Source organism: Lentzea sp. NPDC051838, from assembly GCF_040681245.1.
Classification (GTDB): Bacteria; Actinomycetota; Actinomycetes; order Mycobacteriales; family Pseudonocardiaceae; genus Lentzea.
The window spans coordinates 55,479-75,110 of record NZ_JBFAYI010000001.1 but is presented as its reverse complement, the minus strand read 5'-3'; the positions used below and the strand labels follow the sequence as shown (position 1 = coordinate 75,110).

At 68.2% G+C, this 19,632-nt stretch carries 12 protein-coding genes; 8 read left to right on the top strand and 4 right to left on the bottom strand.

What is annotated here, in order from left to right; translation table 11 throughout:
* Positions 1-30 precede the first annotated feature (30 nt).
* From AB0M24_RS00250 to fxsT (AB0M24_RS00240), 3 genes are all read left to right on the top strand, one after another.
* Positions 31-483 (top strand): hypothetical protein, encoded by a 453-nt coding sequence (locus tag AB0M24_RS00250; RefSeq protein ID WP_363758574.1) that lies wholly within the window; start codon positions 31-33, stop codon positions 481-483.
* Positions 484-588: 105 nt separating this feature from the next.
* Complete coding sequence (locus AB0M24_RS00245; RefSeq protein ID WP_363758571.1) at positions 589-2,070, top strand: hypothetical protein; 1,482 nt, start codon at positions 589-591, stop codon at positions 2,068-2,070.
* 7 nt (positions 2,071-2,077) lie between these two features.
* Positions 2,078-6,469, top strand: a complete 4,392-nt coding sequence (gene fxsT, locus AB0M24_RS00240; protein ID WP_363758568.1) for an FxSxx-COOH system tetratricopeptide repeat protein — start codon at positions 2,078-2,080, stop codon at positions 6,467-6,469.
* Here the strand turns inward: fxsT (AB0M24_RS00240) and AB0M24_RS00235 are convergent.
* Entirely contained in the window at positions 6,466-8,040 is a 1,575-nt protein-coding gene (locus tag AB0M24_RS00235) for an HEXXH motif domain-containing protein (protein ID WP_363758565.1), read from the bottom strand. The genes fxsT (AB0M24_RS00240) and AB0M24_RS00235 overlap by 4 nt on opposite strands.
* Before the next feature lie 496 nt (positions 8,041-8,536).
* Here AB0M24_RS00235 and AB0M24_RS00230 point away from each other — a divergent pair, with 496 nt between their 5' ends.
* Together AB0M24_RS00230 and fxsT (AB0M24_RS00225) are read left to right on the top strand one after the other, a co-directional pair.
* Positions 8,537-8,683: a hypothetical protein gene (locus AB0M24_RS00230; RefSeq protein ID WP_363758562.1), complete on the top strand. Its 147-nt coding sequence runs from the start codon at positions 8,537-8,539 to the stop codon at positions 8,681-8,683.
* Between the two features lie 670 nt (positions 8,684-9,353).
* Positions 9,354-11,888 (top strand): FxSxx-COOH system tetratricopeptide repeat protein, encoded by a 2,535-nt coding sequence (gene fxsT / locus AB0M24_RS00225; protein WP_363758559.1) that lies wholly within the window; start codon positions 9,354-9,356, stop codon positions 11,886-11,888.
* Between the two features lie 17 nt (positions 11,889-11,905).
* Here the strand turns inward: fxsT (AB0M24_RS00225) and AB0M24_RS00220 are convergent, their stop codons facing one another.
* Positions 11,906-12,646, bottom strand: a complete 741-nt coding sequence (locus AB0M24_RS00220) for a methyltransferase domain-containing protein (RefSeq protein WP_363758556.1) — start codon at positions 12,644-12,646, stop codon at positions 11,906-11,908.
* Between the two features lie 54 nt (positions 12,647-12,700).
* Between AB0M24_RS00220 and AB0M24_RS00215 the strand changes: the two genes are divergently transcribed.
* The 3 genes from AB0M24_RS00215 (at position 12,701) to AB0M24_RS00205 (ending at position 16,415) form a co-directional block, all read left to right on the top strand.
* Complete coding sequence (locus AB0M24_RS00215; protein WP_363758553.1) at positions 12,701-13,900, top strand: GNAT family N-acetyltransferase; 1,200 nt, start codon at positions 12,701-12,703, stop codon at positions 13,898-13,900.
* Between the two features lie 136 nt (positions 13,901-14,036).
* On the top strand, positions 14,037-15,353 hold the full coding sequence (locus AB0M24_RS00210) for a cytochrome P450 (RefSeq protein WP_363758550.1): 1,317 nt from the start codon (positions 14,037-14,039) through the stop codon (positions 15,351-15,353).
* A gap of 135 nt (positions 15,354-15,488) precedes the next feature.
* Positions 15,489-16,415, top strand: a complete 927-nt coding sequence (locus AB0M24_RS00205; protein WP_363758547.1) for a hypothetical protein — start codon at positions 15,489-15,491, stop codon at positions 16,413-16,415.
* Here AB0M24_RS00205 and AB0M24_RS00200 read toward each other — a convergent pair whose 3' ends face one another.
* Both AB0M24_RS00200 and AB0M24_RS00195 read right to left on the bottom strand, forming a co-directional pair.
* Positions 16,416-18,875, bottom strand: coding sequence for an ABC transporter permease (locus tag AB0M24_RS00200; RefSeq protein ID WP_363758544.1), 2,460 nt, complete (start codon positions 18,873-18,875; stop codon positions 16,416-16,418).
* A 3-nt stretch (positions 18,876-18,878) separates the two neighbouring features.
* Positions 18,879-19,595, bottom strand: a complete 717-nt coding sequence (locus AB0M24_RS00195) for an ABC transporter ATP-binding protein (RefSeq protein WP_363761518.1) — start codon at positions 19,593-19,595, stop codon at positions 18,879-18,881.
* Between the last annotated feature and the right edge of the window lie 37 nt (positions 19,596-19,632).

Below are 19,632 nucleotides of genomic sequence, written 5' to 3'. Positions count from 1 at the left end.
GCCGGCGCTCGCTGTGCCAAGCTGCGAACCGTGACCGAGCCCGAGGAAAGCCCAGAAGACCCACCCGACGACCCACCTCAGGTGAGCAACGAGGCGAACGGCCCGGTGGACGGCTTCCTGTTCCAGGCGGGCGCGGTCCACGGCGACGTCAACAACTACTTCTACGGCCAGCCGACGCCACCTCCGTCCAGCCGGTCGGACGACGCCTTCGGGGCACTCGTCAACGCCCTGCTGGAGGTGCCGTCAGTGCGCGACGAGCCGAGCCGCCGCCTGACCCTGTCGAGGATGCGCCGGGAGATCGCCGACGCGGTGCCGCAGCAGCAGACCGCCCGCATGCAGGTGATCTCGCTGGTGCAGACCTGCCTCAACTACGACGACGGCCTGGGCGACCTGTTGCGCGTCATCCGGGAATTGGAGGGGGAGTCCATTCCGGTGCGCCGTTCGGCGGAGGCGGCGCGCACGCTGCTGGAGGAAAACCGCTGAAATCGACTTCGGTGTGTAATGCGGAACTGGGGTAAAGCGACACCCCGGTGTCGGTCGAACGCTGTCATACTCCGAACACCGACCTCTCGACCGAGGAGGGCTGGCATGGTGTGGGCCGACGACAGCACCCTGTGGGCCCTTGTCGACGCCATGCAGAACATCACCTGTTTGGCGGATCGCAGCGGACGCAACACGGTTGCCCGTATGGTGTGCCTCGAACTGCGCGAGCAATTGCCGTTCGAGGAACACCCCCAGACCGTCATCCACCTGTACAGCCTGGCCGATGTCTGTTCGCAACACCCGAAAGGGTTGACCACGTTGCTGCGCGTGCTCGAACGAATCGAGCCGGGCTCCAAGCCGATGGGAGCGTTGCGCGCAATCGTTGCGGAGATGACAGCGCTCGAACTCCTGCCGCCCGAGGAAACCACAAGGTTGTTCACGTTGCTGCAGGGCGTCGTGGTGGCGGACATCGCGGAGATTTACGACGCCATCGCGGGTCCCGCCGCACCGAGACTGCGCGAACAAACGACCTATCGAGAGGTCTTCCGCGCACTTGAGACGCTGAATTCCGATCCGAGCGGAATACCCAAGCCGCTGCTGCTCGTCGAGCACATCGCCGCCAGGGTTCGCCCGGAGCTCGCGATCGAGCTGCGCCGGTGGGTGGAACGCCAGGCCCTGCGGATGGACCTGGAGGCCGAGCTGAAGGCCTTCCGAGGTGCCCAGGAGCCGCAGACCTCGCTGACCCCGCCACCCAGTTCCGTTGCCTACCTCTTGCTGCAGCTTCAACGGGAAGGCTCGACGGGCGGCCGGTACCGCCTGTCGCACTGGAGGCAGCTCGACCTCTCGGCGGGGTGGGCACCTCATCGCGGCAAGGACCTGGTCGACGAGCTCGACGCGATGAAGGAGCACGTCGCCGCCCTCATCGAGGACGTCGAGGAGAAGTGGGCGCAGTACCGGCCGGACATCCACATCGAGATCGTCCTGCCGAGCGAGATCATCTCGCTGGACGTCGACCAGTGGCCGTGGGAGACGGACACGCTGATCCCCGAACCGATCGGGTGCCGCTACCCGCTGGTCGTGCGCAGCCTCGACCGGATGGTGAAGCGCAAGTGGCACAGGTCGTGGCACGCGCGGTGGGAGGTGCTGCTCGCCCAGCTCACGCACGGTCCGGCGCTCAAACGCGACTCGGCGTGCTGGAGCCGCTCGGCGACCGACAGCGGCCTGCGCGAGCTGATGTCGAACTTCGAGCGCAAGCCCAAGCTGGTGTCGCTCGTGCTGAGCGCGCCGCCCCAGGTCGAGAAGGCCGGTCAGGACGAGGTCGCGGTGGGTCTGCGCGCCGGCGTGCCGTTGATGGTGTGGCACCGGGAGAAGTGCGACACGGCCGAGTTCGTGTCGATGGTCGAGGAGCTGCTGCACGGCGAGGACGACCCCCACCACCTGCTCGAACGGGTGCGGCTGGCGCGGGCGACGGCGTTCGAGGAAGGCGCGGCGGCACGGCACGTCTGCGGGAAGCTGACCGTGCTGTGGGACGACCCGGCTCGGGTGGTGGTGCCGGTTCCGCCGGCCGCCCCGGAAGGGAGCCGGTGACGAGGGCATGAGCCGGCTGCCGAAGGACGAGCGAACCCCGGCCCACGCGGGCAGCGGGTTCGACGCCGTCGTGCTGCAACAGTTCGTCCACCCCGGCGGCCCTGATCGTTCGCTGTCCACAGCGGACCTCACCTGCCGCGAGGTGCGCGACGCCCTCTGGCTCGCCCATCAGTTGCACCAGCCGGAACCCGGCATCTCCTCGGCGCCGCCGGTCGAGGAGGACACCGCTCCCGCCGAGACCGAGCACGAGGAACCCGAGCAGGACAGCCCCGCCGAGGCGCCCGACACCACACCCGAGCAACCGGACCGCACGCCCCGCCCGGAGGCCTCCCCCACCGCGGAGGAGGAGAACTGGACACCGGGGCCCGCGAGGGTGTTCCCGATCCCGGTGGGCGGTGAGGCGACGACGAACGGCGAGGCCGCGTTCGCTTGGCCCACCGTGCCCGCGCTGTCGGAACCGCGCCGGATCGCGAGCGCGCTGCGGCCGTTCATGCGGCCGGAAGCCTCACCGTGGCGCACGGAGCTCGACGAGGACGCCACCGCGGTCCGCGCGGCGCAGGAGGGGTTGTGGCTGCCCGAGTGGCGGCCCGCGGCGTGGCGGAAGTTCGACGTCGTGCTGGTCGCCGATGCCGCGCCTTCGATGGAGATCTGGCAGCAGACCATCCAGGACTTCCTCACCCTGCTGCAGCGCCAGGGTGCGTTCCGCGACGTCCGGTTCCTGCGCCTCGACTTCTCGAAGTCCTCGCTCGCGGACCTGGTGCTGCGGCCCGAAGGCGGGCAGGGACGCGGACAGCACTGGTCGGACCTCGTGGATCCGACCGGCCGCCGCGTGGTTCTCGTCATGACGGACGCGATCGGGCACGCGTGGCACGAAGGCGCCGCGAACGAGCTGCTGTTCCGGTGGGGCAGGGTGATGCCGACCGCCGTCGTGCACGTTCTGGAACAACGACTCTGGCGGTGGGGCGGTCTCGCCACGCGCCGGGTGCGGTTGTCCGCGCCGTCGCCGGGATCGGCCAACAAGGAGCTGCGGGTGCGGGTGGTCGAGCCCGACCTGGCGCTCGACGTGGGCGACCCGTCCGCGATTCCCGTCCCCGTGCTCGCCCTCTCACCGGAGTGGTTCACCGGCTGGTCGCGGCTGATGACCGCGCCCGGCTCGGAGTGGGTCGAGACGACGGCGGCCATGGTGCGCCCGCTCGACGGACCCGTTGTCAGCGCACCGGAAGAGCCCGTCGAGCAGCTCTCGGCGCACGCCCGGCTGATGCGCTTCCGGACCCAGGCGTCGGTTCCCGCCTTCCACCTCGCAGGGCTGCTCGCCGCCACGCCGCTCAGCCTGCCGCTCATCAAGCTCGTCCAGCGGATCATGCTGCCCGGCACCGGCCTGTCCGCCCTCGCCGAGGTGGTGCTGGGCGGGTTGCTGAAACACGTGCCGCCCAACGGATCGGCGCCGGATCCCACCAGGGTCGCCTACGAGTTCCACGACGGCGTCCGCGAAGAACTGCTGGCCGGCGCGCGCCGTGCGGACACGATCAGAGTGGCGCGAATGGTCGGCAGGTATGCCGATCGCGTCAATGGCACATTGCGAAACTTCGCCGCCGCACTCGACGCACCGGACGAAACGGCAGATCCTGCGCCGAATGCCGAAAATCTGCCGTACATCCGGGTGCAGGAGGCCGTGTTCCGCACGCTCTCGGGCCCTTACAGCAGGCGCGCAAAGCGACTTGGAAAGACTAGGCTGCTCCTCGAATGCGAAGGATCTGGATCGATCCAGCAAGAGGAGCAGGAGAAATCTAGCGTGCAGGTGACCGAACCCCCGAACGTGGCCGAGTCGACCGGCAACACGTTCTCGGACGAGGGAGAACAAGTGACCGCCCCAGGATTCCCTCTTTCGGTGGAACAACGACGCGAGGGTATGAGCAAACCTCAGCTGTGGGGTGCGGTCCCGCTGCGAAATCCCGATTTCGTCGGCCGCAAACAGCTGCTGGAGAGCCTTCGCCAGCGGCTGCTCGAACCCGGCGCGACCGCCGTTCTTCCCGAAGCGCTGCACGGCATGGGTGGTGTCGGCAAGTCGCAGACCGTCGTCGAGTACATCTACCAGCACGCGTCGGAGTACGACATCGTCTGGTGGATCTCGGCCGAACACCCGTCGCAAATCACTTCCAGCCTGGTCGAACTGGCGAAGAAGATGTCACTGCCCACGGCCGCGACCGCGGACGCGGCGGTTCCCGCGGTGCTGGACGCGTTGCGGCGCGGTGAAGAGCCGTACTCCCGCTGGATCCTGGTCTTCGACAACGCGGACCGCCCCGACACCGTCCGTCCGTTCTTCCCGGCGGGCTCCGGTCATGTCGTCGTCACCTCGCGCAACTCCGAGTGGGGCAACATCGCCCGCCCGGTCGAGGTCGATCTGTTCACCCGCGCCGAGAGCAAACAGCTGCTCAACCGGCGCGGCGGCGAACTAACCGACGCCGACGCGGACCGCTTGGCCGAAGCACTCGGCGACCTGCCCCTGGCCATCGAACAGGCAGCGGCCTGGCGCGCACAGACCGGCATGCAGGTCTCCGAATACCTCGACCTGCTCGAACAGAACCGCATCGAACTGCTGGAAGCGGGAACATCGAGCGGCTACCAGCTGCCGGTGGCGGCAGCGTGGAACGTCCCGCTGAACCGCTTGAAGCAGGAGCACCGCGCGGCCCTGCAACTCCTTCAGGTCTGCGCCTTCTTCGGCCCGGAACCCATCTCCCGCAAGCTCTTCAGCGGCGCGCGCAACATCTCCGTGCCCGAAGCACTGGCGAAGGCCTTCGCTGACCCGATCAAACTCAACCGAGCCATCCGCGAGATCAGCCGCTACAGCCTCGCCAAGATCGACCATCGGAACAACACGTTGCAGCTGCACCGACTCGTCCAGACAGTGCTGAAGAACCGGTTGGACTCCGACGAGACGGACGTCATGCGGCACGCCGTGCACGTGCTTCTCGTCAAGGGCGACCCAGGAGACCCCGACAGCGCGGCGAACTGGCCGCAGTACGCGGCACTGCTCCCCCACGCCACCATGTCCAGGGCGGTGAACTGCCACGACGAGTGGGTGCGCGAGCTGATGATCAACCTCGCCCGCTACCTGCACGCCAGCGGCGACTACGGCGGCGCGCTCGACTTCTCCAAGCAGTGCATCGACGTCTGGAAGGAGAATCTGGGCGAGACCAACCTGCACACGCTGGAGATGAGCCGCCGGTACGGAATCGCACTGCGCAGGCTCGGCAGGATCGACGAGGCGATGGCTCTCAACGAGAACACCCTCAGCCTGCTGCGCAACGAGGTCGGCGAGAACAACGAGACCTATCTCGGCATGCTCGACACCGCCGCGGCGGACCGGCGCGCCAACGGCAACTTCACCGAGGAGCTGCAACTTCAGCAGTTGGTGTTCGACCGAGCCAAGGACATCCTCGGCGAGAACGAACCGGCCACCCTGAAGTACGCGAACAACCTCGCGAGCTGCTACCGGATCTCGGGCGACTTCTTCCGTGCCCGGGAACTCGACCAGGACACCTTGAACCGCAACACCATCGTGCTCGGTGACGACCACCTCTCGACCTACCGCTCCCGCAACGCGCTGGCCATGGACATCCGCGAGTCCGGTGACTACGTCGGCGCCGCCAGGCTGCAGGGAGAGACGCTGGAGAGGCAGAAGGAGCTCTTCGGCGAGGACCACCCGTTCACCATCGGCGCCACGCGCAACCTGGCGGTCGCCCTGCGCAAGGCGGGCGACCACGACGGCGCGCGGGAGCTGTCGGAGAAGTGCGTGGCGCTCTACCGCAGGCGCCACGGCGAGAAGCACATCGACACCGTCACCTCGCTGATGTGTCTCTCCGCGGACCTGAGGCTCATCCCCGACCTGCCCGGCTCACTCGAGCTGGCCGAGCAGAGTCACAACCTGTTCAAGGACATCCGCGGTGAGGACCACCCGTACACCTTGATCGCGGCCACGAACCTCGCCGTGACCCGCCGTCTTTCCGGTGACCTCGCGAAGGCTCGCTCCCTCAACGAGCACGCGGTCGCGAAGCTGCGGGAGGTGTTCGGCGAGGACCACCCGTTCACGATGGTGGCGGCAACGAACCTCGCCAGCGACCTCGCGGCGCTCCGCGAGCACGAGAAGGCAAGGAAACTCGACGAGGACCTGCTCGCACGGTCGACCCGCGTGCTCGGCGCGGAACACCCGTCCACCCTCGCCGTGGCTCTGAACCTGTCGATCGACCTCACCAACGCGGGGCGATCCGACGAGGCGGCGATCCTGCACGCCACCACCATGGCCGGATTCCGGAGGGCACTCGGCGACAACCACCCAGCCACGATCGCGGCGAGCCAGTCCGTCCGGGCGAACTGCGACGCCGACACGATGGAGCTCTAACTGCACCGGCTCGCTGTCATCCAGACAGCGAGCTCCTGGGGTGCGGGCGGTGCACCAGTGCGCGCTGTCACCAGCGCGTGCACCGCTCGCACCGTCGCTGGCTGGTCGGGCAACGCCCCAGCTCGTGACGTCACGGCAAGCCCTGCCCACGCGTCGAGATCGCTCGGATCCGTGTGGATGCGCCGGGTGTACAGGGCCGCGGCGGCTTCGCACTCACCCCGCGCGAACATCGCGTCCGCTGAGTCGAGTGCGACCGCCACTTCGAACCGATCTGTTGCCACCGCACGCATTTTCAGCATCGCGCCGCGCTGCCCGGCCGGTGTTTCGCTCGGGACGATCTTGCTTTCCGCCTGGCGCGGACACGGTGCTCCCCGCACCCACGCGTCGGCCAGCGCGTCAACGTCACCGGGCTCCGGGCGCAGGTGGTGCAGCCGCCACGTCACCCGGTGCTCGGAGAGCAGCTCGACCACGGTCTCGGCCAGGTCGTCCGGCACCGAGGCCGTCTCGCACACCGCCAGCCGAACCGACGCGGCAGCCACGAACGCCCGTCCCAGATCAGTCAGCTTGGTGTTGCCGCGCAACGAATCCACAGCCGCTCGTACCTGACCACGACGGAGGGCGAACGAGAAATGAGCACGACGAGTCTCCGCGGGTGGAACGAGTTCGCGTTGCACGTGCCAGAACTCGACCACCGCGGTGAACGCGTAGATGCCGTGCAACAGGCCCATGAGCGAGCGAGGATCGTCCCGCCACGGTGCGTAGACCAACCCTGCGTCGGCGGAGGTCAGGTCGACGAGATCCACCAACGCGTTGAGCTTCGAATGCTGAACCTCGTGCACGAGCGCCTCGGCGAGTTGAGTCGCCGTTGCCTTGGGAGACATGGCGATCCCGCCGAACGCGTTCGAGGACGACGCGGCGAACACCGCGGTGCCCGCAGCGAGTGGGATCAACGCGCGCACCCCTGCTGCCAGTTCTTCCGCGCAACCGGGGTGCCATCGCGTCAGGAGACGCCACGCCTCGCCGAGCAACTTCGCCCAATCGTCGTGTTCGACGGCGTCGAGCGGAGCAGGAGCCGTGGGCACCTTGAACTCGCGCTCCGGGTCGAGGTCCTCGAACGTGATGGCCAGCGTCCTGCCACCTGCCTCGACCCTGTGGTCCTTGGAAGGCAGGAAGGTGCTCTTCTGTGCCGTGGTCGCGGAGCCGTTCCCGATGCGCAGCTCCGTCTGCCCGATCGGGAACCCCGTGGACGGCAGCTGCCACTGCCCCACCGTCGGCAGCGTCACGGCGCCGAACACCACCGGCACCCTGATGGTTCCGGTAAGTCCACTTCGGACAGCCACCGCGGCGGCGATCGTCTGCAGCACCCCGACTTCCCGCGCGGACGGCATTGTGGCACTGACGTCGTGCAACGCCTTCGCCAAACGCACGCCCACCGTCGGATACATCACCACGTCTTCAACAACAGCCGGCGCGAGTTCTTCGGCTTCGGCGAGCAGATTCCACGCCATTTCGACATCGCGCGCCAACCGCGCCTCGGCACCCGCCACGGCCTCGGCCAACGACCTCAGCATCAACCGCCGAATGCTGTACTGGCCTTTCCTCAACGCCGCCGAGCTTTCAGCGTCGACGGGGCCTGCACAGAGCTGTTCGAAGGCCTCCCGCGGCAGCCTGAGCAGGCCCAACGGGGCCGAGCCGCTCAATCTCGTTGTTCCTGGACAGCCTCGCCCGGCGAACAGCGCCGGGCGTTCGACAACATCCGCGCAATCGCGGCGTGCAGCTCTGGTCTGTGGAAACTGCGGAGCGCGGAGAGCGGAATGCCGGTGAGATCTATCTGGCGGGTCAACAGATCCTGTCGTGAATCCATCGCTGGCCCTCCCTTGCCCCGACAGCAATTCCATGATGCCCGCCACGCGACGGTATGGGGAGCGCCCAGGGCGGGGATTCCGCTGCGGCCGAACGGGTCGGCACCATCTGGCGCCACCGGTGCGGTCGCCGTCCCGACGGTCGGCTCGAGGCGGAGTGCGTGGCATGCGGTCTCTCGGGCAGGGCCGATTGTGAGGACCCACCGTGACCATTCCGAAGCCCACCGCGGGCGACCGCGGCACGCCACGGGCCGGCGCCACCCACTTCCAGGAATTGGAGCAGAACTCCATTCAGGTGGGCCGTTCGGCGGAAGCGACAAGGGCGCCCGCGGACCAAGAACCGGCGAATTGACTACGGCCTGCGATCCACGACAAGGAGAAACCGACACTCCGATGCCGGTCGATCGCTGTAACACTCCGAACCTGGAATCGGACGGCCGAACACGGCTCCGAACAGAACAGAGCGCGGAAGGTGACGCACTCTGCTACCCGCTGTCGTCACCTTGGCCAGGTCCCGTGGCGCGATGGGCTGCTCGAGAAATCACCGGAGCTGCGATCCATGCGCGCGACTTCAATTCCAACTGAGCGAGAACATGAGGTTCTCGCCCACCAACCGGGCGATCCAGCCGAGCGGACTCTCCACCTCGCCGGCATGCCGAGAACTTCCACGCGAGGTTTGACGACCGGACATGAACCGGTTCCGACGCACGATCGGCCGGTACGCCGATCGCAGCATGAAACATTGCTACACTTGGCGCAGCACCGCATTTGCCGGGCCACGCCACCGTTCCCGTGCCGGATGCCGAAAACCTTCCGCGCATTGCGACACAGAAGCGGTTTCCACGCGCTCTCGGGCCGCTACAGCAGGCGCGCAAAGCGACTTGGAAAGACTGGATCCCTCCTCGAATGCGCGGATCTGGATCGATCCAGCAAGAGGAGCAGGAGAAATCTAGCGTGCAGGTAACACAACCCCCGATTGTCGTCGCATCGAGGTGCGACACCTTCTCAGCTGAGGAGAACGCATGACCGCCGAAGGATTCCCTTTTCCGGTGGAGCGACCCCGCGAAGGGATGAGCGAACCCCAGATCTGGGGTGCGGTTCCGCTGCGGAATCCCGATTTCGTCGGCCGCAAACAGCTGCTGGAGAGCCTTCGCCAGCGGCTGCTCGAACCTGGCACGACTGCCGTCCTGCCAGAGGCGTTGCACGGCATGGGCGGCGTTGGCAAGTCCCAGACGGTCGTCGAGTACATCTACCAGCACGCGTCGGAGTACGACATCGTCTGGTGGATCTCGGCAGAGCACCCGTCGCAGATCACCTCCAGCCTGGTCGAACTGGCCAATAAGATGGAGCTGCCCACAGCAACGACTGCCGACACCGCGGTTCCCGCCGTGCTGGAAGCGTTGCGGCGCGGTGAGCTGTCCTCCCGTTGGATCCTGGTGTTCGACAAAGCGGACCACCCGGAGACCGTCCGTCCGTTCCTCCCCGCCGGTTCGGGCCACGTCGTCGTCACCTCCAGGAACTCGGAGTGGGGCAACATCGCCCGGCCGATCGAGGTCGACCTGTTCACCCGCGCAGAGAGCAAACAGCTGCTGAACCGGCGCGGTGGCGAACTCACCGACGCGGACGCGGACCGGATCGCCGAAGCGCTCGGCGACCTGCCCCTGGCCGTCGAACAAGCGGCGGCCTGGCGGGCGCAGACCGGCATGCAGGCATCGGAGTACCTCGACCTGCTCGAACAGAACCGCATCGAACTGCTGGAAGCCGGCAGGTCCAACGGCTACCAACTGCCGGTGGCGGCGGCGTGGAACGTACCGCTGAACAAGCTGAAGAAGGACCACCCGGCGGCCCTCCAGCTCCTTCAGGTCTGCGCCTTCTTCGGCCCGGAGCCCATCTCCCGCAAACTCTTCAGCGGTGCGCGCGGACTGCACGTGCCCGAAGCGCTGGCGAAGGCGTTGGCCGACCCGATCAAGCTCAACCGGGCCGTCCGCGAGATCAGCCGCTACAGCCTCGCCAAGATCGACCACAGCAACAACACGCTGCAGCTGCACCGACTCGTCCAGACGGTGCTGAAGAACCGCCTGAGCCCCGACGAACGGGAGGTGGCGCTGCACGCCGTGCACCAACTGCTGGTCAAGGGCGACCCCGGCGACCCGTACAGCGCGGCCAACTGGCCGCAGTACGCGGCACTGCTCCCCCACGCGACCGCGTCAAGTGCCGTGCACTGCCGCGAAGAGTGGGCGCGGGAAGTGATGATCAACCTCGTCCGCTACCTGCTCGCCAGCGGCGACTACGGCGGCGCGCTCGACTTCGCCGAGCACTGCATCTCCATCTGGCGGGCGACTCTCGGTGAGATCAACCTGCACGTGCTGGAGATGAGTCGCTGGTACGCGATCGCGTTGCGCAGGCTCGGCAAGATCGACGAGGCGATAGCCGTCAACGAGAAGATCCTCAGCATGGTGCGCAACGAGGTCGGCGAGGACAACGAGACCTACCTCAGCATGCTCGACACCGTTGCCGGGGACTACCGCGCCAAGGGCAGATTCTCCGAGGAACTCCAGCTCCAGCACGAGGTGTACCACCGGTCGACGGACATCCTCGGCGGCAACGACCCGGCCACGCTCTACTACGCGAGCAATCTCGCGAGCTGCTTCCGCATCTCGGGCGACTTCTTCCGGGCACGCACGCTCGACCAGGAGATCCTGGACCGGCGGACCGTGGTGTTGGGTGAGGACCACGTGCTGACCTTCCGCAGCCGCAACGCACTCGCCATGGACATCCGTGAGTGCGGCGACTACATCACTGGCGCCCTGATGCAGGGCGAGACGCTGGAGAGGCAGAAGGAGCTCTTCGGCGAGGACCACCCGTTCACCATCGGCGCGATGCGGAACCAGGCGGTCGCGCTGCGCAAGGCGGGCGACCACGACGGCGCGCGGCAGCTGTCCGAACACTGCGCGGTCCTGTACCGCAGGCGCCACGGCGAGAAGCACATCGACACCGTCACCTCGCTGATGTGTCTCTCCGCGGACCTCAGGCTCATCCCCGACCTGCCCGGCTCACTCGAGCTGGCCGAGCAGAGTCACAACCTGTTCAAGGACATCCGCGGGGAGCACCACCCGTACACGCAGGTCGCGGCCACGAACCTCGCGGTGACGTGCCGGCTCGTCGGTGACCCCGCGAAGGCCCGCGCCCTGAACGAAGACGCGGTGGCGAAGCTGCGGGAGGTGTTCCATGAGGACCACCCGTTCACGATGGTCGCGGAAACGAACCTCGCCAGTGACCTCGCCGCGCTCGGCGAGCACGAGAAGGCCAGGACGTTGGACGAGGATCTGCTCGCGCGGTCGACCCGCGTGCTCGGCGCGGAACACCCGTCCACCCTCGCGGTGACCTTGAACCTGTCGCTCGACCTCGACAACGCGGGACGGTCCGACGAGGCCGCGATCCTGCACGCCAGGGCGGTGAAGGGATTCCGCACCGTGCTGGGAGACGACCACCCGGCGACGATCGCCGCGTGCCGGTCGACTCGGGCGAACTGCGACGCGGACACGATGGAGCTCTGACGACAGCGGGCTCGCCGTCATCCAGGCGGCGAGCCCTTGGTCGCGGTGGCCAGAACGCGACGGCGGCCGGTGAAGCCTTCCAGCACCCGCCGGGCTTCCTCCTGCATGGACTGCACGGCGAGGTCGTCGCCTGCCTCGACGGTGAGCGACTCTCGCCAGAACCGGTCCTCGATCGCCCACCAGTCCGGTTTGTGGGTGACCTCGACGTCGACGAAGCCGGCCTCGGGCAGCTGGCGGGTGAGATCCACCTGGCGCATGCGGAGGGGCAGGCGTGGGTCTTCGGGGTCGAGGGCCTCCCAGGTGGTGATGGCCAGGCGGCCGCCGGGGCGCAGGACGCGCAGGCACTCTCGCAGACAGGAGAGCTTCGGCGAGGCGAACTGGAAGGCGTCGACGATCAGCACCGCGTCGGCCGTGGCTGGGTCGAGGCCGGTGGCGGTGAGCGTGCCCACGCGGAAGTCGCCGCCCTGGCTCAGGGCCTGGTCGATCGCGACAGGTGAGAAGTCGACGCCGACGAGATCGCAGCCGGTGCGCTGGGCGATCTCACGGCCGTAGCCGCCGCGCCCGCAGGCGAGGTCGAGCAAAACCTCTCCAGGGCTCAGAGCCAGTAGCGCGACCACCTCGTCGAGGCCCTGGCCGCTCAGGAGGCTGGTGGACTGCAGATCAGGAGGGAGACCCAGCAGGCGTTGTACGAGGTCGTCTGCCACGGGCGACGAGACTCGGTCGGCGTACCAGCGGTCGAAGTCCTCGGCGCTTGTCACCCGTTCGACGATATTCGGTTGATCTCGTCGACAGGCGCCGATCCACTGTGGTGCGTGAAGATCCGCGCGACGACCGCCCAGGACCTCGACGCCTTCGTCGACACCGTGCACACCGCGTTCGGGCGGTTTCCCGAGACGCCGGACGAGAACGGTGGCGGGCTGTGGTGGTCGGCGATCGAGATCGAGCGCGGTCTGATGGCGTTCACCGACGACGACAAGCCCGTCGGCACGGCCACGGCGTATTCGTTCGAGCTAACGCTTCCTGGTGATGTTGTCGTTCCGGCCGCCGGGATCACCGGCGTGGGGGTGCTGCCGACGCACCGGCGGCAGGGGGCGCTCACCGCGATGATGCGCCACCAGCTCGCTGAACTGCGCGAACGCGGGGATTTCCTCGCCGTGCTGCTCGCGACCGAGGGCGGTATCTACGGGCGGTACGGCTACGGGCCCGCGACCTACACGCGGCGGCTGACCGTGCAGCGCGCTCAAGGTGCGTTCAGGTCGAACCACCAGGACACGGGGTCGATCGAGGTGCTGAAGCGGTCCGAGTGCGGCGGGATCCTCGAGGAGGTCTACGACCGGTACCGGCGTGCCCAGCCCGGCGCGTTGTCGAGGCCCCGCCGCTGGTGGGAGCTGGGCGCGGGGCAGCCTCCGGTGGCGACGGCACCGCGCTACGTGGCCGTGCACCGAGACGCGGAAGGCACTCCGGACGGGTACGCGAGCTACGCGCTCAACGACGGCAGCCTCACGATCGACGAGACGATCACCACGGACGACGACGTGTTCGCGGCGCTGGCCCGGTTCGCGCTCGGCCACGACCTGGTCACCGAGGTCGTGTTCAGGCACTTCCCCACCGGTCACCCGTTGCGCTGGCAGCTCGCGGACTTCAACGCGGGCGTGCTGAGCCCCGAGATCGACTGGCTGTGGGTGCGGCTGCTGGACGTGCCCCGTGCGCTGGCCGCTCGCGGCTACCTCGCCGATGGAGAGCTGGTCCTGGACGTCCACGACCCGTTCCTCGGCGAGCGGAGCCGGTACCTGCTGACGGTTCGGGACGGCAAGGCCACCACCCAGCCGACCGACCGCAAGCCCGACCTGACGTTCGACGTTCGCGACCTGGGTTCGATCTACCTCGGCGGCACCACGCCGAGCACCCTGATCAGGGCGGGACACGTCCAGGCGCACAGCCCCGGAGCTGCCGCGATGGCCGACGCGATGTTCCGCCCAGCACACCCGCCGCACTGTCTGCACTGGTTCTGATCGACATCTGGACCAAAGTATGACGGCGCGTTAGGCCCAGGTATGACGACGCGCGACCTGCGACGTCGTTATTGTCCGTTCCGGTGGGGACCACGATCCACGGAGACCCCCTTTCCGCCGAAGGGACAGTCGCCTCATGAGGGACGTAATGCAGTCAGCGACCGACATGCGCACGCGCGTGACCGGTTGGGTGGGGAAGCGGCTGCTCGCGCATCTCAGCAAGACCGGGTTCGACCTCGAGTCGTCCTGGTTCGTGCCCTCGCGGGTACTGGCACCGCTGCGGCGCAACGGGTTGAACCCGGTGCCCGAGCTGGCGCGGATGCACGCGCACGGGCCGATCACGCGGTTGCCGCTGCCGGTGACGGTGTGGCTGGTGACCGGCTACGAGGAGTCCAAGGCCGTGCTGGTGGACAGCGAGTCCTTCAGCAACGACTTCGGCCACTTCAAGGAGATGGGGCTGTTCGCGGAGGAGGCGCCGGGAGGGCTCGGGTTCAGCGACCCGCCGGAGCACACGCGGCTGCGCAAGGTGCTGACGCCGGAGTTCACCATGCGGCGGCTGTCGCGTTTGGTGCCGCGGATCGAGGCGATCGTGGCCGACCAGCTCGACCTGATGTCCATGAAGGACGGGGCGGTCGACCTGGTCGAGGACTTCGCGATGCCGGTACCGGCGCTGACCATCTGCGAGCTGCTGGGTGTGCCCGCGAGTGAGCGCGAGGAGTTCCAGCGGCGCAGTGTCGCCCGGTTCGACCTCGGTGGTGCCGCGACGGCGTCGTTGTCCGCGGTGTCCGAGTCGGTCGTCTACTTCCGCGAGCTGGTGCGGGCGCAGCGCCAGAACCCGAACGACGGGCTGCTCGGCGAACTGATCCGCAAGCACGGTGACGAGCTGGACGACGACGAGCTGGCCGGACTGGCCGACGGGCTGCTCACCGGCGGGTTCGAGACCACCGCCAGCATGCTGTCGCTCGGCACCCTGGCGATGCTGCGCGACTCCGAGCTGTTCAGCCGCGTGCGCGATGACGACGAGGCCATCGGCGGAGTGGTCGACGAGCTGCTGCGGCACCAGACCGTCGTGCAGGTGGCGTTCCTCCGCGTGGCGCGCAAGGACGTGGAGGTCGCCGGCACTCGGATCCGCGCGGGTGACATCGTGGCGTGCTCGCTGTCGCAGGCGAACCGCGACCCGAGCGTGTACGACTCGCCGGACGAAATCTGCCCGACCCGGGCCGCGGGGCAGCACCTCGCGTTCGGCTACGGCGCGCACCGCTGCATCGGCGCCGAGCTGGCCAAGATGGAGCTGCGGATCGCCTACCCGGCATTGGTGCGGCGGTTCCCGGAGATGCGGCTCGCGGTCGATCCCGCGGAGCTGTCGTTCCGCAAGCTCTCGATCGTCTACGGGCTGCACTCGCTGCCGATCCACCTCGGCAAACACACCAGTCCGATCCAGCCGGGTCTTTAACGGAGTGGCGTGGGGGATGTCCTGATACACCCAACTTTCGATCGTTGGGGTTGAGGGATCATCCCTCATGCCTTCGTGATCGCGATCCAAGAGTCTTTACCTACCAACGCAATCCGCGAACGGAAGGTAAGGACCATGATCCGCAAGGCCATCATCGCCGCCGCCACCCTCTCGACCCTCGCGCTCCCGGCCGTCGCGTCCGCCGACCCGATCATCGGCCAGCCGGCGCCGTGCACGAAGGTCACCGACCTGGTGGGCCCCGACTTCTCGGTGAAGCAGTGCGGGGTCAGCGACGTCGACCAGTTCCGCGCGGGTCTGGAGAACAACGGCAACGCCTACTGCGGGCCGACCTCGCTCTACAACGTGCTGCACTACTGGGCGCACGAGAAGAACGCACCGGTCGGCTGGCTCACCACCAAGGTCAAGAACCTCGACCCCCAGGACCAGGCCGACTACAACGTCATCACGAACTCGGTCTGGCGGATCGGCGAGGACGCGAAGTACGACGGCGACACCAACCTCTACAACCTGCGCGCCGCCTGGAACATCGCGGCCCAGCCCGCCCGCGACGCCGGGTGGACCGCAGTCACCGGCGGCGTGAGCACCGACGGTGCCGCGGACTTCGGCGGTGACCTCGCGAAGAAGCTGGCCCGCGGCCCCGTGCAGATGGTCTACGGGCGCTACTCGGCCGGTCCGAAGACCGGGAGCCTGCAGCGCGGTGGCGGCCACATCGTCACGCTGGTCGCCGTCGACGGTTCCTTCAACGGCGACACCCTGCAGGTCCGCTACATGGACCCCGGTCGTGCCGCGGACCACGGCGTCGGTGACTACCTCAAGACCCAGTCCGACTACGCGACGATCAACGCGACCCTGACGAAGAAGACCGTCGTCGAGTGGGTCCCGACGAAGAACAACCCGGACAACGACCTGGGCGACATCGCCATCCCGGGCACCTACCGCACCGTGACCCGCTGGCAGCTCACCACGCCGGGCTCGACGGCGCCGACCACGCAGCTGGTCGAGGGCTACAACTGGTTCGAGATGGCGCCGCCGGTCGGCTGATCACTCGCGCGACCCGATCGCGTCGACGGGCTTGGCGCGCAACGTCAGGCCCGTCGACACGGCGATCGACACGATGCCCAGCAGTGCGGCTCCGGCGAGCACTGCTGGGTAGACCCATGCCGGGCCGCTCGGCACCGGGCTGCCGGTGAAGCCGATCGACAGCAGGGTCAGCGGCAGTGCGGCGACCAGGGTGCCCATGACGGCGGCGAGTCCGACGGTCACCAGTGCTTCCATCCGCATCATCTTCTTGACCTGACGGCGTTTCGTGCCGACCAGGCGCAGGAGGGCGAACTCGCGTCGCCTCGCCGCGGTGGACATCACCAGCGTGTTGGACACGGAGATCGCGACGTAGCCGAGGATCACGCCCACCGCCACCAGGTTCAGCAGGAACTGGGTGCGTTCGTCGCCCCGGTCCTGCGCTGTCGCGTTGGTGGTGATCGTCAGGCCCGGATAGCTGGTGATCAGGTCCTTCGCGTTGCCGTTGACCAGCACGGCATTGTCCAGCCCCGCGCGGGTGTGGGCGCGGGCGTCCTCGGCGTTCAGGACGTGGTCGCCGAACGCCAGCTCGTGCTGGTAGATCGCGACGACCTTCAGGTTGGCCCGCTGGCCGTCGGCGAACCAGAACTCGGCCGTGTCGCCGACCTTCTTGTCGGCCCAGAACGCATGCGTGTCGCCCAACGCCACCGTGCCCGGCTTGAGGTCTTTCAGGTCGCCGGAGGTGATCCCGAGGTCGACGGTGTCGCCGGCCTCCGGATCGAGGCCGTTTGCGGGGCTCTTGTTCACCTCGACGGTGTCACCGGACTTGCGAGCGGTGATGACTTCCGTGCGCACCAACGAGGTCGCCGTCACGCCGGGGATCTTCCGCGCGGCCTGGGCCACTTCGGCGGGCACTCCCGTCACGCCGCTGACGATCTGGTCGGCAGTGATCGACCTGGTCGTTTCCTGTTGGACAGCGGCGGTGAACGTCGTCTGGCTGTAGAAGTTCACGACGGCGAACCCGATCGCGAGCATCAGCGGAGTGACCGCAGCGGCCAGGCGGCGCGAGTTCTTGGTGACGTTCGCCGCCGCCAGGTAGCCGGCGGACGAGACGTTGCTCAGTGCCGGAGCGATCATCCGGACCGCCTTGCCGACGATCCTCGGTCCGGTCAGCGTCAGGCCGATGATCAGCACGAGCGCGGCCATCACGGACATCGCCGCGCCGATCTGGCCGGGGACGAACAACGGCAGCGTGGTCGCCGCCGTACCGATCGCGAGGAGCACGTATCCGATGACCAGGCGGATCCGGCCGACCTCCTTGCGCTGGATCGCGGCCTCCCCCAACGCTTCCACGGGGTTGATCGAGGACGGCCTGCGCGCCGCGCTCCACGCCGCCAGCCGTGCCGCGCCCAGGCCGATCAGCAGGGCCGCGACGAGCGGGATCGGGCTGATCGACAGCTCGAAGTCCTGCGGCACCACGCCGATGTTCGCGAAGGCGGTGCGCAGGCCGTGGCTGACCGCGATGCCTCCGAGGCTGCCCAGCACACCCGCCACCGCTCCGACGACCAGCGTCTCGAGGCCGATCATCTTGCGGATCTGGCGCGGTGTCGCGCCGACGGCTCGCAGGAGCGCGAACTCGCGGCGGCGTTGTTCGACGGTCAGGGCGAGCGTGCTGGCCACCACGAAGATCGCCACCAGGACCGCGTAGCCGCCGAACGAACCCGCGATCAGCGCGAGGATCGCCTTGGTCTGGCTCACGTCGTCGAACTCGGCGGCGCTGCGATCCGCTCCGGTCGAGACCGTGACGTGGTCGTTCGCCAGGACATCTTCCAGTCGATCACCGACGTCGCCGGTGACGCCGATCGCGCTGACCTGGTCAGGACGCCCGGCGAGCTCGGCCGCCTTGGCAGCGTTGAAGAACAGCGCCGCCTGACGGTCGCCACGGCCTTCAGCAATGCCACTCACGCGGTACGAGACCGGAGCGGACCGAACCATGATCTGGACTTCGCCGCCGGCCGCGACGCCCGCCTGTGCCGCGAGCCCCGAGTCCAGCACGACCTCGTTGTCCGCGGCGGGAGCGTTGCCCTGCTTCAACGTGAACGGCGCGAGCACCGCGGATTCCCAGTTGTGGCCCAGAGCCGGTTTCTCCGCCCCGACCACGACGGCCGGGAACGTCAGCTCGGCCACGGCGGACTTCACCCCCGGCACCGCGGCGATCTTGGCCACCAGCGCGGCGGGAATGCCCGGCTGTTCGGAGGCGTGCTCGAACGCGAGCACGTCACCACCAGGCGGGCGCACCGTGCGGTCGCCGGTGACGACCACGTCGGCGGCCGCGTAACGCTGGGTCGGCACGCCTCCGCGAAACCCGGACTCCATCAGGATTCCGCACGCTGCCACGAGTGCGGTGCCGCACAGGACTGCGATGAACGCTCCCACGAACCCGCTGGTGCGGGCTTTCACGGTCTGCAAAGCCAAAGTCAGCACGGTTCACCACTCCCCGAGGTGTGTCATGCGCTCGGCGACCTTCACCGGCGTAGGCCCGTACAACTCCCCTGCCAGCCGCCCGTCCGCGAGGAACAGCACGCTGTGTGCGGCAGAAGCGGCCACCGGGTCGTGCGTGACCATCAGGACCGTCTGCCCCATCTCGTCCACAATGGACCGCAACAGGGACAACACCTGCGCGGCCGTCCGCGAGTCCAGAGCGCCGGTCGGCTCGTCGGCCAGCACCACCTCGGGCCGGGCCACCAGCGCCCGAGCGATCGCCACCCGCTGCTGCTGACCGCCCGAGAGCTCAGCCGGGTGCCGGTCAAGCCGATCAGCCAGCCCGACCCTGCCCACGACCGTGCGCAACCACTCGCCATCCGGGCGACGGCCGGCCAGGCGCAGCGGCAGCGTGATGTTCTGCAGGACGGTCAGCGACGGCAGCAGGTTGTAGGCCTGGAACACGAAGCCGATCCGGTCCCGGCGCACCTCGGTCAGCCGGGCTTCCTTCAACGCACCGAGGTCGGTGTCGCCCAGCAGCACGCGGCCGGAGGTCGGCCTGTCCATGCCCGACGCGCAGTGCAGGAAGGTGCTCTTGCCCGAGCCGGACGGGCCCATCACCGCGGTGAAGGTGCCTCGCCGGATGCCGACGGTCACCTCGTGCAACGCCGTCACGGCGCCGCCGCCCGACCCGTACACCTTGCGCACCGCCTGCAGCGACAGCGCGTCTGTCCTATGAACGTTCTCCACGTGCAGAAAC